Below are 14,172 nucleotides of genomic sequence, written 5' to 3'. Positions count from 1 at the left end.
GAGATACACCCTAAAAACTTATATAATGAAAAAGTATATAATCATTACAATCAAAATATTAATTGCAATCATATTAGTCCAAACATTACGTTTTAAATTTTCTGCTCACCCAGATAGTGTTTATATTTTTTCTCAAGTAGGGTTAGAACCTTTTGGAAGAATAAGTATTGGAATTACGGAGTTAATAGCAAGTATTTTAATTCTAATTCCTAGAACTACTTGGTTAGGAGCAGGGCTAACCTTAGGTATAATTGGAGGAGCAATAGTAATGCACCTTACTGTAATTGGAATCGAAGTTAATGGAGACGGAGGTTCGTTGTTTTTCTTAGCTATAATAACAGAAATATTAAGTGGAATAGTTCTTTGGGATCAGAGAAAATACATTCCTTATTTGTTTGATATCAGTTACAAACTATAAAATTAAAAGGTAGGTTACATTTATATGCATCCTACCTTTTTTTATTATTTCTTATAAATATATTTTTCAGCACCAGAAGAAATATAGTTTTTCATTTCACCATTATCATCATAAATAAGAATAGCTTCTATTTCTGGATTACTTTCAATTATTCTAATAGATTTTTCTACACCTGCTACCATAAATGCAGTTGCATATGCATCAGAGGCCATACAACTTGGTGTAAATACAGACGCACTTAAAAGACTATGTTGCACCGGAAACCCTGTTCTCGGATCTAAAGTATGTGCATATTTCTTTCCCTCTTTAATATAAAAGTTCCTATAATTTCCGGAAGTAGCCAATGCTTTATTGTCTAACTCTACAATTATAGAAATTTGGTTTTTGCCAGATTCAGAAAAACGAGGATTATCAATACCTATTTTCCATAATTTTCCTTTCTCATTTTTACCAGAACAAACAACCTCACCTCCAATTTCGACCATAAAATTAGAGATATTTCTTTCTCTTAATAAATCTGCAACAATATCTACAGCATAACCTTTAGCAATTGCACTAAAGTCTAATTCTACACCTTTTTTTGATTTTGACACTACCTTGTCAGTAAAAGAAATGTATTGATCAAAACCTACGTACTCTAAAATAGAGTCCACCTGTTCTGGTTTAATTGTAGGTGTTTTTCCTGGCCCAAAACCCCAAGCTTTTACTAACGGTTGAATTGTTGGATCAAAAGCTCCACCTGTTTCATCATAAATTATTTTACTCTCCTTAATTACAGGATAAAAATATTTTGATTCATATGTTAATTGATCTCCTGAATTAAACCTTGATATTTCTGACGAAGGAATGTATGTTGATAACGATTGATTAAATTCTTTTAATGCTGTTTTTATTTCATTGTCTAAAGGCCTCCCCTGTTCATCAATATATTTCACATTATAAGGAACTACACCCATTGTTGTTCCTGTTACATGAAAATGAGTATTAATTGGTTGATGCGATTGTCTGTATGACCAAACAATTCCAATGAAAGCAATTAGAATTATCGAATAAATAATATTTTTCTTCCTGTAATCCATTACGATTTTAATTATTCGTTGTGTATCTTGATAGAAATTGTGAATCTATTACTCTTACAAAGGTGATTAAGTCTTTTATTATACACCTATTTGTTTAGCAATTATTTTAAAAGATTCTGTGATTAAGACCAAAATTAAAAAGTAAACAGTGCAAAAGACCCTCAAAACCTACCAAAAGAGACTTGCCAATTTATCTGCAAGAAATAAATCTTTGTATTTGCCAAGAGCCTATTCTGGTCAATATGTAGATTTAGCAGATTTGGATCAGCTAATGCATTTGCCTTCTTTCGATATAATTCGTCAGGTAATAAAAGGATACAAAAATATTCCAATTAGTCCTGTTGCTGATGCTAGAGATAGTAGTGCAAACAAAATTAGTACGCAATTAAGAAGAGTGTCTAAAGCTGCAAAGTATGTTTTAGAAGAAGGAGGTCGTCACGATTTATTCTTAGGATACCCATTTGTACATGGTAGGTTAGCTACAGGTGGCAATTTACGTGCTCCGTTACTTTTCTTTCCTGTAAACCTTGTGGTTGAAAATGGAAATTGGTGTTTACAATTAAGAGAAAATACAGAAGTTACTTTCAATAAAACATTATTATTAGCAATTTCTCATCATAATAACACCCGTTTTAAAGACGATTTTCTAGAATTAACTTTTGAGGATTTCCCTAAAGACTCTAGAGAATTTTTAACCAAATTATATCATACTTTAGAAAATTCTAAATTAGAATTAAACTTTAATCAAGATACATTTGGAGAATGGGTTAAACCTTTTGACAAGTTAACGAAAACAGATTTCACTACTCAATATGGAGAAGGTGAAATGAAACTTTTCTCTGAAGCATTAGTTGGTATCTTTCCGCAATCAGATTCATACTTAATGCCTGATTATGATGATTTGATTGAAAATTACGCTGTCAAAGATTTAGAAGATTTCTTTGGTTCACCTCAAGATCATTTAATAGGCCTTGGTGTAAAAGATACTTATGTAGGTAAATCTCAACAAGAAGAAGAATTACTTTCTCCATACCCTATGGATGCCTCTCAGGAGAAAGTAGTTAAAACTATAAAAAGTGGGAACTCTGTAGTTGTTCAAGGTCCTCCTGGTAGTGGTAAATCTCAATTAATTTGTAACCTAATTGCAGACTTTACTACAAGAGGAAAAAATGTATTGGTTATCTCTCAAAAACGTGCTGCATTAGACGTTGTATTTAAAAGAATGAAAGAAATTTCTATGGGTTCTTTTTGTGCAATGGTTCATGATCATAGATATGATAGAGGGCACATTTATAACAAAATGAAAGAGCAAATTGATGCTCTTGAAAAATTTAAAGAAGATAACCATAGTCTTGGGGCAATGCAGCTAGAACGTAACTTTGCTCTACGATCAAAACAAATAGATAGTACAATTTCTCAGCTAGATGATTTTAGAGAAGCTTTGTACGATACACAAGAATGTGGGATTTCTGCAAAAGAATTATACCTTAAATGCAATAGAAAATCTGCACACACTCACTTAAAAGGATGTTACCAACAATTTGATTTATCTGAAGCACAAAATTATAGAAAACGTTTAAAAACGTATTTAGAGTTTGCAGAAAAATTAGATGCTGATGGTTATGTATGGAAGGATAGAATTCCATTTAATAACTTCGATAGTAGTGCTATAACACATATGCATGAAGTTATTGATGAAATTATTCCATTCAGAGATCAAATAATTGAAGAAATAAAAGAAAATATTCAAGTAGAATTATCATTTGATGAATGCCTTTGGATATTGAGACAAGAAAATCAAGTGAACAAATTTATGGAGATTATCAGTGACCCTGAAGTCTACAAAATGTTTAACTTGATGATAAAAAAGAGAGGTCGAGTACCTACTATTCAAGATTGGCAAAATCATAGAAGAGGCTGCCTTAGCTCTTTTAATAATGCAGGTACTGAAGTAGAAAAAACACTTTCTGATGATGAACTTGGAAATGCAATCTCATGGGTAACAACCTCAATTGATGCAAAAAATAACCCACTCACTTTACTAAAGTGGCAATTTTCTTCTCACAAAAAATTTATCAATACATTACTTGAAAAAAATAACCTTCCTAATACCAAAAAAGGGCTTAGAGATTTAAGAGATAGATTAGAAAATAGAATGAACCTTACGCACCAAAAAAATGATATGCGTAAGTACGAATGGCTTTCTTACTTCCCAGCAGATTTAGAAGAACCAACTTGGATTAAATGGTTTGCAGCAGGGTTAAAAGCAATTGAAGCCCGTAAAATCTATATTTCTTTGCGTTCTAGTGTTCAGTTTATCGAGCTCTATAATTATAGTTACGATGAGCTTTGGACTAAAATGGATGTCTTATTTAAGTGTATCCATAAAATACCAAAAACCCGAGCAAATTGGGAAACTTACCTCTCTCCACTAGAGGTGGAAGATATTCTTAATAATAAGATTAATATTAAAGAATTTAAAGAGGTTCTTGAAGATGATTTTGATGAAATTTGCCGTTTCGATAAATTAAAAGAATCATTTGGTCAACATGAATGGGTTGCTCTCAGAATAATTGATGGAAATATGGATGGGGTACATAAATATCCTATTGAAGAAGTTCTAGATTATTTTGAAAACAGTTTAAATATTAGTTGGCTGTATCATATAGAAATCAAACACCCTATTTTAAGAATAGTATCTAATGGGGCTATGGAACAACTTGAAGAAAACCTTCAAGAAGCTATTTTAGAAAAAAGATCCATTGCTAAAGACATGACATTAGTACGCCTGAAAGAGCGTACATATGAAAAAGTAGAATACAATAGATTAAACAATAGAGTTACTTATAGAGATTTATATCATCAGGTTAATAAAAAAAGAAGTATTTGGCCTTTAAGGAAAACCTTCCATAATTTCCAAGATGAAATTCTTGACTTATTGCCATGTTGGTTAACTTCTCCAGAAGCTGCTTCTGCTATTTTCCCTTTAATACCTTTCTTTGATTTGGTAATTTTTGATGAAGCCTCACAGTGTTTTGCAGAAAAAGGTATTCCTGCAATGTATAGAGGAAATCAAGTTGCTATTATGGGAGATTCTCAACAACTACCTCCTTTTGATTTGTATAAGCCTAAATGGGAAGAAGATGATGAATACGATTTAGAACCTGCACTTGAAGTCAACTCATTATTAGATCTTGGGAAGCAATTCTTAGGAGAACATTATTTATCAGGCCATTACAGAAGTCAATCTTTTGATTTAATTGATTTTTCTAATCAACATTTTTATAAAAATAAACTTCGTTTTATTCCCTATTTTGAAAAAATGGATAAACACGAAAATGGAATTGAGTTTATTAAAGTTGAAGGTGCTGTATGGAATAAAGGCATTAACCAAGAAGAAGCAATTCACGTAGTGAAAATTGCTAAAAAATTAGTTGACCAAGGAGAAAGGAGCATTGGGATTATCACTTTTAACCATAAACAACAAGAGCTTATTCAAGAAATTATGGATAGGATTGATGTTAATTGGCCTGAAGGTACTATCGTAAAAAATATAGAAAATATTCAAGGAGATGAACGTGATAATATCATATTATCAATAACCTATGCTCCAACAGAAAAAGGTAGAATTAATCTACAATTTGGTTCTTTAAGTCAAGAAGGCGGAGAGAAAAGACTTAATGTAGCGATAACAAGAGCTAGAAAAAAAGAATTTGTAGTTAGTAGTATTTTCTCTCATCAACTTAAAACAGATGATGTGAAAAATGAAGGGCCTAAATTATTAAAGAAGTTCTTGTATTATGCTCAAGATGTTTCTGAAAACGGCTACACTCCTAGTTCTTATATTAATGATCAATGGGGTTTTGGTAAAACTTTAAAAGAAGAAATTTTAAAGAATAACGAGGTAAAAGAACTCTTACCTTTCTCTGCTTTAACTGTAATGGAAAAAGAAACACCAATTGGCTTATTAATGACTGATGACGAAAATTATCATCAGTTTATTTCTGTAAAAGAAGCTCATGGATATTTCCCGATAGAACTTAAAAGTAAACATTGGAACTTTGGACGTTTTTATAGTAGAAACATTTGGAAAAACACTAAAAAGTTTAATAAAAAAATCGCCTCTTTTATAGAAAACACAGAAAATAATCGGTTCATATAACAAGTGAATAAGTATTCATTTAATTCAAAATAATCAATTACTTAATAATGAATAAACACTCACTTATTTTGAGTTAAAATAATTACCGAGAATATTATTCTACAAAAAGGATTAAACACCAAATAAGTAATAGGAATTTTTAATTAGTAAACAAAAAAGTAACACTGTTTACTAAAATTTAACTAATTGTCTAATTTTCAGAAAATTACGCATTAAGTTTCTTTTAATATCTTAACTTGAATTAACAGAAATTACCCTCCTATCTTTGTGACATCGCAAACGTTTCGACTACATTTTATCAGCCTAATTTATTATTATATACCTAATTAAGATATGAAAAAGTTTTTAAGTGTTCTTTTACTATCAATCGCTAGTATCATGACTATTCACGCCCAAGGAGTAATTGGAGTAAAAGGTGGTTTATCTCACTCTGGTATTCTTGTGGAAAATCCTGACGGTGGTTTAATCCCTGGTTTTGTAGGTGGTTTTACTTATGATCTTCCTATCAGTGAAAAATTAACTTTTGGTGCAGAACTTTTATATTCTCAACAAGGAGTGTATAAAAATTCAAATATTCCAGTACAATTCCCTAGTGAGTTAACAGGTTTACCTGAAACGCTTAACTACTCTGCATCAGGAGAAACACATATTCGTTTAAACTATGTCAATGTCCCAATCGTTTTAAAATATGGTTTTGGAGAAAATGGAAGCTTTAAACTATTTGGTGGTGGCCAAGTTGGCTTCCTAGTAAACAATAAAAAGACATGGAAAGGTAATGTTACATTAACTGGAGCTGAAAGTGGGCAAGATTATATGCCTGTATTCTCTGATGCATTAGCAGCTAGTGGTTTACCAACAAGTAATGAGGATATGCAATCAATTGCCGATCAACAAGATTTCAAAAAAATTGACTTTGCTTTTGTTATTGGAGCATCTTATGACTTTGCTAATACTCCTCTTTCGTTAGATTTTAGAGCCAACTATGGTATGGTGGATATTAATGATAGTGGTGATGTTAATAAAAATGACACTACTAATGATGATTGGATGAAAAATATGTCATTACAATTAACGCTGAAATATTCAATTTTTGGTAGAAACTAATTCAGTTCTCAAATTTTCAAAAAGAGAAATGCGTTAATCATAGGTCTTTCCATACTTATAAGTGTAGAAAGACCTTTTTATTTATTTAGGGAAGTTAAAATTCTTAATAATTGAAACCTTTTTCTGTAACTTTACGCTATACCAATTGAACTAATAAACAAAATATTAATCTTATGAAGAAGGCTTTAATAATTCTATCTCTATTGAGCTTACCATTTATGACAATGGCGAATGAGGTTGAAATCAAAACTAAAAGTAAAACTCCAAAATATAAGTTTGTAGAAGGTAAAATGATAAAAGTTGGAAACTTCCCTAAAGGACATACTTTAAAAATATATAAGACACCAGAAATTGTTGGTAAAGTAGAATATAAAGCTACAGTCAATTATCACAAAACAGATTGTGGGCATTTGATATCAACAAGAAATATTGATAAAAAGAAATAAGAAAAAGTCACTTACTTTATTTAGTAAGTGACTTTTTCATATCCTTTTCAAAACGTTTTACTGAAGCTGTACAACAACCCTGGTTTCTTTTTATTTTATTGTTATATATCTTTTCAAGAAACACTTTAATTTTATTTTTCATCAACTAATTCTTTTAACATTTTGATTGGCACAACACCGTTAGCTTTTTTATAAAGCTTCCCATCTATATAGCCTAAATAAAAGGGTATAGTTTTCATAAGATATTTTTTAGAAATCTCAGGAAATTTTTCAGGATCTATCTTAACGATCAATACTTTGCCTTCCAATTCAAAAGAAAGATTAGCCATTGTTCCTTCCATTACTCTACATGGAGGACACCAATCTGCAGAAAAATTTACAATTAATTTATGAGACTCTTTTATTAATTTTTCTAGATCGTTTTCAGATTCAATTTCAATAAAATTTGTAGGAAGTGTAAACATTGTATTAATCGTCAAATTATTCTTCTTGTGGAGAGCTTCTAAATGAGACTCTACTAATTACGAAACGTAAAATTAATATTAATGTTAAGATCATGTAGTGTTTCTGAAAAGATTACCCTAAAATATAAGTCATATTGACATATCTATGTAAACTTGTCAGTCGTAAAAAAACTTAAATATAAAAAACAAGGCCCGTCATTGACGAGCCCCGTTTCAATTTACACCCAAACTTTAAACACTATGAAAATTGATCTGCCCTTAATAAAGGACAGAAACTCTCAGTTCTATAACAATACTCTTTAAAAGAGTATATGAATCACATAAGATGGCAAGAAAACAAATGTTTCAATGCTTTTCCCTTATGACATTACAAAGATGACAAGAAAGTTTTCCATAAATACTGATGACTGTCATCAAAATAAAATGATACTTCAACGAATTAAAAAAATTTAAACTTCAATTCATTGAATCTTATTTTTTGATAAAAAAGTTAAATAGATGATACATTTGCACCTCATTTGTACTAAATAGAACATTACTAGTGGAATTAATAGATAAACAGTGTTGAAAACTTTATCAATCATCAACCTGTTTTCTAGATTTAGAACAAATTATTTACTATCAATTTATGAAAAAGCAATTTTTATCAATGATGTCTACCTCAATATTAGGTGGAATCATATCAGTTGGTATTTATAGTACCGTTATTGAACCTGAATCAAAAACAGAAATTAAGAGCTTCGATCAACCTGTTACATTAGCAAAATACGAGGCATCTCCTGCTAGAGCTGACTATACAGTTCCAGAAGGTATGAATTTTGTAAACGCTGCAGAAAAATCTACTCCTGCAGTTGTGCATATTAAAACCTATTTAAATCCATCTTCATCTAGGGCTCCAAGAAATACTCCTAGGTTATTTCATGAATTTTTTAGCGATCCTCGTTCTGAGGGTGGTCAACTAGGGTCTGGTTCTGGTGTAATTCTTTCTGCTGATGGATACATAGCAACCAACAACCACGTAATAGACGGAGCGGATAAAATCGAAGTAGTCTTAGAAGATAAACATACTTTTAAAGCTACGCTAGTTGGTACAGATCCTACTACAGACCTTGCTTTACTTAAAGTAGAATATGAAGATGCTTTACCTTATTTAAATTTTGGTAATTCTGATGAAATCAAAATAGGTGAATGGGTATTGGCTGTTGGAAACCCATACGAGTTAACTTCTACAGTAACTGCTGGGATTGTTAGTGCTAAAGCAAGAAACATTGGAATTCTTAGGTCTAAAACTGGCTTATCTGTAGAATCTTTTATTCAAACTGATGCAGCTGTAAACCCCGGTAATTCTGGTGGAGCTCTTGTAGACCTAAACGGTAATCTAATAGGAATTAACTCTGCCATTGCTTCTAAAACTGGTTCTTTTACTGGTTACTCTTTTGCTATTCCATCTGAGCTTGTAAAAAAAGTAATGGATGATTTACGTAATTATGGAGCTGTTCAAAGAGCATTAATTGGCGTGCAGATTGCTGAAGTAAATCAGGAAATTGCAGATGAAGCAGATTTAGATAAAATTGCTGGTGTTGCAATTATGGGAGTAACCCCACAAGGTGCTGCTGAAGGTGCTGGTATTCAGGAGGGAGATATCATTATTAAAATCAATAATGAAGATGTAAATACTGTTTCTGAATTGCAAGAGTATATTGCTAGAAAAAGACCAGGAGATGTTGTTGATGTTACAGTAAATAGAAGTGGAAAAAATAAAGTGTTTAATGTGAAATTAAAAAACACACAAAACACAACAGATATTGTTTCTGCTCCAAAAAATACTGCAGAAGCAATAGAAGCTTTAAATGCAGAAGTACAACCATTGTCAGAGAAAAAGGCTACTCAACTTGGAATTGATGGAGGGTTGGAAGTAACAACAATAGCTCCTAATAGTAAACTTGCTAAAGCAGGTTTAAGAGAAGGTTTCATAATTTTATATGTTGATAGGGAGCCAATCACCTCTATTGATGATTTAGGAAATGCTCTAAGAGGAAAACGTGGTGGTATACTTTTAGAAGGAATGTATCCTAATGGTGAAAGAGAATATGTTGGTATTGGGTTATAAATAGAAGATTTTTTTGTTTTTTGATTTAAAATAAAAAAATCTAAACCTTATCAAAATCGGCTATTACATAGCGTAATAGCCGATTTTATATCATTCATATAACAAAGCACACTGATAATTATCATTCTATTACAATCATTTTCATTCATTAACTATTTTAATGAAACTATTTACCCCACCTTTGACGTTTGTATAGTTGTAAGATGATTAAAAAAGAGATCATCATAAAAAAACTAGTAATAGTATTACTTGAAAACATTTAATACGATTTACAGAAGAAACAATAGTTTGCTTTAAGTAATGGGGAAAGGGTTTAGATTTTATCTGATCCCTTCTTTTTTTGTCTAAATAAAAAAGGTCCAATAGAAATGAATTCTATTGGACCTTTTTATAAATAAAACAACTAAGCTAATTTGTAATTTTAATTAGTTTGATACTAAGCCGATGTTAGCTGCAATTCTAATTTCAAAGTTGTTATAACTTGGATTGTAATCATCAGAGAATGATACGCTTGGGATCATGTGATAAAGTGCTGCAATTTGGAACCAACCTAATTTCAGACCTACTTCTGGTGCAAAACCAAAAGAACTTGCTTTTTCAAATTCAATGAAATTCTCTCCGCTACCAATCTTACCTGGGCTAACATTATATAAACCTAAACCGATACCAGCATAAGGTCTTACTTTATTTTCGCTAAAATGGTATAAACCTTTTGCTGAGAAAGAAGAAAGTCCTGTAGCTTCGAAATTAATACCCATGTCATCTTCAGGCTTAATTACAATTGTAGCACCATTATATTCTAATCCTAAAGATAATTTAGAATTTACATTATAATAGAAATTCAAGAATCCGTTGACACCTGCACCTTTTTGTTTAACATCTTCAAATTTTGAAGAAGCGAAAGAACCTCCTAAACCAAATCCGATTGAGAATTTTTTATCTTGAGCAAATGCAGTTGAACACATTGCTAAGAATAGAGCGACGATTATAGTCTTTTTCATTTTAATTTTAGTCTTTGTTGAAAAAATAGTCCAGCTTTATTGTTTTAGTCAGGTGCAAATAAATTGAAATTTTCTTAACAAAACAAAATTTTATTTAAAAATATTTCAAAAAAAGCAGTCTTACCCTAAAAGGATAAGACTGCACAGAATTTTTAAGAGTTTAAAATTATTATGGAACACTAATGATGTTCAAAGCTTTTTAAAGCTTAAACTGCTATATTTTCGTTTTGAAGAGATGCTTCGAACGCTTCTAATTTTTCTTGTTCTTCTATTGCTGATCTTTCGTCAGCTTCAGAGAATTTTATTGTAAGACCAAGTAAGCCTATCACTGATACAGCTACACCGTATATTAAGAAACACTCTTCTAAACTTGAGCCACTTCTTAATAAATATTGAGCATAGATTACAGCACCTACATTTCCGCCTGCTCCAACTATACCTGAAACAGAACCTAACGCCTTCTTATTAATAAATGGAACAACTGAATAGGTAGCACCTTCTGCCATTTGAACAAATAAAGAAAAACCAATCATTGCAGTAATTGCGAATGGTAGATAATCCATTCTTGAAAAAAGGACCAAAGCCATTCCCTCTACAATCATAACAGCAACTAACCATTTCACTCTACCTTCCAAACCTCCTGTTCTCGAAAATTTATCACCTAACCATCCGCCCATTGAACGAGCAAATAGATTCATTAAACCAAATAATGCTGCAATACCGCCAGCCATATTTTCTGATAGAGCAAACTTTGTTTGATAGTATGTTGCTGCTCTACCGTTTACAAATAATTCCATTCCAAAACACCCTGCATACATTGCAAATAAGATCCAAACTCTTTTGTCGCTTGCTGCAGACATAAATAAACTTTTTTCTCCTTTTGCTGCTTGAGGACGTTCTTCTGGTAAATCTTCGTAATTACCTTTTGGACAATCTGTTGTAAATCTCCAATATAAAAATGCTACTACTAACATTAAGACTGCAGGTACAAACATTGCTGGTCTCCATTTAGATAATTCAGAATCAGCAAAACCAGCTGCTAACATACCTGAAGCAATTAATGGCATCATAATCTGTGTAACACCTCCACCTAAATTACCCCATCCTGCTGATGTTGCATTAGCTATACCAACTACATTTGGCGCAAACATTACCGAAGTATGGTATTGAGTAATCACAAAAGAAGCTCCTATTACACCAATTGCTAAACGAGAAACAAAATACATTTCCCATGTAGTAACAAATGCAGATGCTGAAACTACAAATGCCCCAAAAGTAAGTAAATAGATATAACTTTTTCTTGGGCCAATCTTATCACATAAGTTACCTACCCCTAATCTTGCAAAAATTGTAACTCCTACCGAAGCTATAAATGCTATAATTTTTTGATCTTTAGTAAGATCTAAATCTGGTCCTATTGTTGAATTCATTAATGGTGCATGAGCAAACCATCCAAAGAAACAAAGAAAAAATGCCATCCAACTCAAATGGAAGGTACGCATTTGAATACTACTTAGGTCAAACAAGTTAATACTTGTTGCTTTTTCATTTGATAAAGTATTTGATCTCATAATAGTTAAGTAATTTTCACTACAATAATTTTATTACGTAGCAATACTACGTAGTTTTACTTAAAAATGAAAGTATAGTTCAATTTTTTACGTAAAAAAAAGAGATTCATTACTGAATCTCTCATTTTACAACCAAAATATACTTAGCCTACAATATTTAACTCTTCTTTATGTTCGGCTTCAAAAATATCTTTTTGGTTACTTTGTTCTATTTCTCTTAATCTTTTTCGAACTCTAGAAACCTGCGTTTTACCAACTCCTGTTTCGTCCGAAATCTGCTGAGTAGTAAAACCAGCCTTTAATCTATTTATAACTTCTTTATTACGTTCCGTCCAACGATCATAATTCATTTTACGTCCCTTCTTACCTCCTTTATATTTTCCTTCTGCTTTAGCTCTGGCAATACCTTCAATAGTTTTTTCCTGAACTTGGTATTCTTTCATGTTAAGCATTGTTTCAAACGCAGCAATTACTGCCTGTATTCCTGCATTTGCTTGGCTATCTTCCAAACCAAACTTTGTGAAGTTGACTGTTGCTTTAGTAGAAAGAAGTGCTTTTAAAGCAGTGATAATATCATGAACATTATCTCCTAACTTATCAATGTCACCAATATGTAATATATCCTCTGCAGTTAGAATTTCTAATAATTCTTTTGCTCTAGGTCTTTCAACAAACGGCAATGTTACTGGGCATTTATCAATAAAAGGCTTTCCTTTTATTTTTGCTTGCTGTTGAAATTTAGATTGTGCGACGGTAGATACACGTATATATGTAAAAATTGACATTCTATTTACTTGCTAATAAGGTTTATGTATTGTATTGAACACACTTTAAAGTCTATTCAATTCAAACACATTTTAAGCAAAAAAAAGTAGAATTTTAATTTTATTGACATTTTTTTTAATCAGAATTTCTTAAATAACTCAAAACTAACTATCTATAAAAAAGTTATGTTCAGCAATATCTTTCTTTAACTTTTCTAATTCAAGAATACCGATCTTCTTTCCTTCAGTTTTTAAGATTCCTTCTTTTTTTAATGCTGAAATCACTCTAATTACTTGTTCGTCTGTAGTTCCTGCAAAATCTGCAATTTCTTTTCTTGATAACTGAATATTTAGAAATGCCCCTGTTTTCCCAAACTTTCTGTTTATATATAAAATGCTATCAATAACCTTTTCCCTTACCGTCATTTGAGCAATTTTACGAACTTTGTTTTCACTTCTATTTAATTCCTCTGCATAAAATAGCATCATGGCGTATGATAGCTCTGGTACAGATTGTAACATTTTACTTATACTATTATTTGAAAAATTGCACAAAACTGTATCTTCTAAAGCAACTGCACTAATATGATAGGATTGCCCAATACCAAAACCTCTATGCCCAATTATTTCTCCATCATTGCATAATCTTACAATTTGTTCTCTACCATTAATTCCAGTTTTACCAACTTTGGTTTTCCCCTGATATATAAAATACAATCCATGTACTGGTGCCCCTTCTAAAATAAATGGTTGTCCTTTCTTAACATAAACGGTAAGTTTATCATCAAGAAAAGGCTTTAACTCATTAACATGGCTATTTTGTTTAATTATACAGTTTGTATTGGAACACTTTACACACTCAACTTGATTATTATTCATGTTTGTTAGTTTAATTGAAGACCCTGTTAGTACGTAATTTTACGTATAATTATACTACAAATCAATTTATACGTGAACTAAATAATTAATTATTACTGAAATTAGCCCTAAAATTGTATCAATTATTTCGCTAAATACACCCGTATTCATCTCTAAATTGATGTTTATAAAAAG

At 31.2% G+C, this 14,172-nt stretch carries 11 protein-coding genes; 5 read left to right on the top strand and 6 right to left on the bottom strand.

Features of this window, described 5'->3' with window-relative positions; translation table 11 throughout:
- The first annotated feature begins 25 nt into the window (after positions 1 to 25).
- Positions 26 to 418: a DoxX family protein gene (locus KM029_RS16725; protein WP_144074334.1), complete on the top strand. Its 393-nt coding sequence runs from the start codon at positions 26 to 28 to the stop codon at positions 416 to 418.
- Between the two features lie 44 nt (positions 419 to 462).
- On the opposite strand, the gene KM029_RS16720 is transcribed toward KM029_RS16725, so the two are convergent.
- Positions 463 to 1,497, bottom strand: coding sequence for an FAD:protein FMN transferase (locus tag KM029_RS16720; protein WP_144074333.1), 1,035 nt, complete (start codon positions 1,495 to 1,497; stop codon positions 463 to 465).
- Between the two features lie 148 nt (positions 1,498 to 1,645).
- On the opposite strand from KM029_RS16720, the gene KM029_RS16715 reads away from it, so the two are divergent.
- From KM029_RS16715 to KM029_RS16705, 3 genes are all read left to right on the top strand, one after another.
- Positions 1,646 to 5,659, top strand: coding sequence for an AAA domain-containing protein (locus tag KM029_RS16715; protein ID WP_144074332.1), 4,014 nt, complete (start codon positions 1,646 to 1,648; stop codon positions 5,657 to 5,659).
- Between the two features lie 333 nt (positions 5,660 to 5,992).
- The gene (locus tag KM029_RS16710; RefSeq protein ID WP_144074331.1) at positions 5,993 to 6,763 is read left to right on the top strand and encodes a porin family protein; all 771 of its coding nucleotides are present in this window, start codon (positions 5,993 to 5,995) and stop codon (positions 6,761 to 6,763) included.
- A gap of 173 nt (positions 6,764 to 6,936) precedes the next feature.
- The gene (locus KM029_RS16705; protein WP_144074330.1) at positions 6,937 to 7,209 is read left to right on the top strand and encodes a hypothetical protein; all 273 of its coding nucleotides are present in this window, start codon (positions 6,937 to 6,939) and stop codon (positions 7,207 to 7,209) included.
- 131 nt (positions 7,210 to 7,340) lie between these two features.
- Here the strand turns inward: KM029_RS16705 and KM029_RS16700 are convergent, their stop codons facing one another.
- The gene (locus KM029_RS16700) at positions 7,341 to 7,673 is read right to left on the bottom strand and encodes a thioredoxin family protein (RefSeq protein WP_144074329.1); all 333 of its coding nucleotides are present in this window, start codon (positions 7,671 to 7,673) and stop codon (positions 7,341 to 7,343) included.
- A gap of 628 nt (positions 7,674 to 8,301) precedes the next feature.
- Here KM029_RS16700 and KM029_RS16695 point away from each other — a divergent pair.
- On the top strand, positions 8,302 to 9,783 hold the full coding sequence (locus KM029_RS16695) for a Do family serine endopeptidase (protein ID WP_144074328.1): 1,482 nt from the start codon (positions 8,302 to 8,304) through the stop codon (positions 9,781 to 9,783).
- A gap of 425 nt (positions 9,784 to 10,208) precedes the next feature.
- Here KM029_RS16695 and KM029_RS16690 read toward each other — a convergent pair whose 3' ends face one another.
- From KM029_RS16690 to KM029_RS16675, 4 genes are all read right to left on the bottom strand, one after another.
- On the bottom strand, positions 10,209 to 10,784 hold the full coding sequence (locus KM029_RS16690; RefSeq protein ID WP_144074327.1) for an outer membrane beta-barrel protein: 576 nt from the start codon (positions 10,782 to 10,784) through the stop codon (positions 10,209 to 10,211).
- A 206-nt stretch (positions 10,785 to 10,990) separates the two neighbouring features.
- Positions 10,991 to 12,355 carry an MFS transporter gene (locus tag KM029_RS16685; protein WP_144074326.1) on the bottom strand — a complete coding sequence of 455 codons (1,365 nt, stop codon included), beginning with the start codon at positions 12,353 to 12,355 and terminating at the stop codon, positions 10,991 to 10,993.
- A 143-nt stretch (positions 12,356 to 12,498) separates the two neighbouring features.
- On the bottom strand, positions 12,499 to 13,140 hold the full coding sequence (locus tag KM029_RS16680; protein WP_144074325.1) for a recombinase family protein: 642 nt from the start codon (positions 13,138 to 13,140) through the stop codon (positions 12,499 to 12,501).
- Positions 13,141 to 13,284: 144 nt separating this feature from the next.
- On the bottom strand, positions 13,285 to 13,998 hold the full coding sequence (locus KM029_RS16675) for a Crp/Fnr family transcriptional regulator (protein WP_144074324.1): 714 nt from the start codon (positions 13,996 to 13,998) through the stop codon (positions 13,285 to 13,287).
- Positions 13,999 to 14,172 lie beyond the last annotated feature (174 nt).

The sequence above is a fragment of the Flammeovirga kamogawensis genome (assembly GCF_018736065.1).
GTDB classification, from domain to species: domain Bacteria; phylum Bacteroidota; class Bacteroidia; order Cytophagales; family Flammeovirgaceae; genus Flammeovirga; species Flammeovirga kamogawensis.
The sequence above is the reverse complement of the archived record's forward strand: the minus strand, read 5'-3'. Positions and strand labels throughout refer to the sequence as shown.

Bases quoted from the DNA above. Each gene is read 5' to 3' on its own strand.
- KM029_RS16725 (WP_144074334.1), top strand. From the start codon at position 26: ATGAAAAAGTATATAATCATTACAATCAAAATATTAATTGCAATCATA.
- KM029_RS16720 (WP_144074333.1), bottom strand. From the start codon at position 1,497: ATGGATTACAGGAAGAAAAATATTATTTATTCGATAATTCTAATTGCT.
- KM029_RS16710 (WP_144074331.1), top strand. From the start codon at position 5,993: ATGAAAAAGTTTTTAAGTGTTCTTTTACTATCAATCGCTAGTATCATG.
- KM029_RS16705 (WP_144074330.1), top strand. From the start codon at position 6,937: ATGAAGAAGGCTTTAATAATTCTATCTCTATTGAGCTTACCATTTATG.
- KM029_RS16700 (WP_144074329.1), bottom strand. From the start codon at position 7,673: ATGTTTACACTTCCTACAAATTTTATTGAAATTGAATCTGAAAACGAT.
- KM029_RS16695 (WP_144074328.1), top strand. From the start codon at position 8,302: ATGAAAAAGCAATTTTTATCAATGATGTCTACCTCAATATTAGGTGGA.
- KM029_RS16690 (WP_144074327.1), bottom strand. From the start codon at position 10,784: ATGAAAAAGACTATAATCGTCGCTCTATTCTTAGCAATGTGTTCAACT.
- KM029_RS16685 (WP_144074326.1), bottom strand. From the start codon at position 12,355: ATGAGATCAAATACTTTATCAAATGAAAAAGCAACAAGTATTAACTTG.
- KM029_RS16680 (WP_144074325.1), bottom strand. From the start codon at position 13,140: ATGTCAATTTTTACATATATACGTGTATCTACCGTCGCACAATCTAAA.
- KM029_RS16675 (WP_144074324.1), bottom strand. From the start codon at position 13,998: ATGAATAATAATCAAGTTGAGTGTGTAAAGTGTTCCAATACAAACTGT.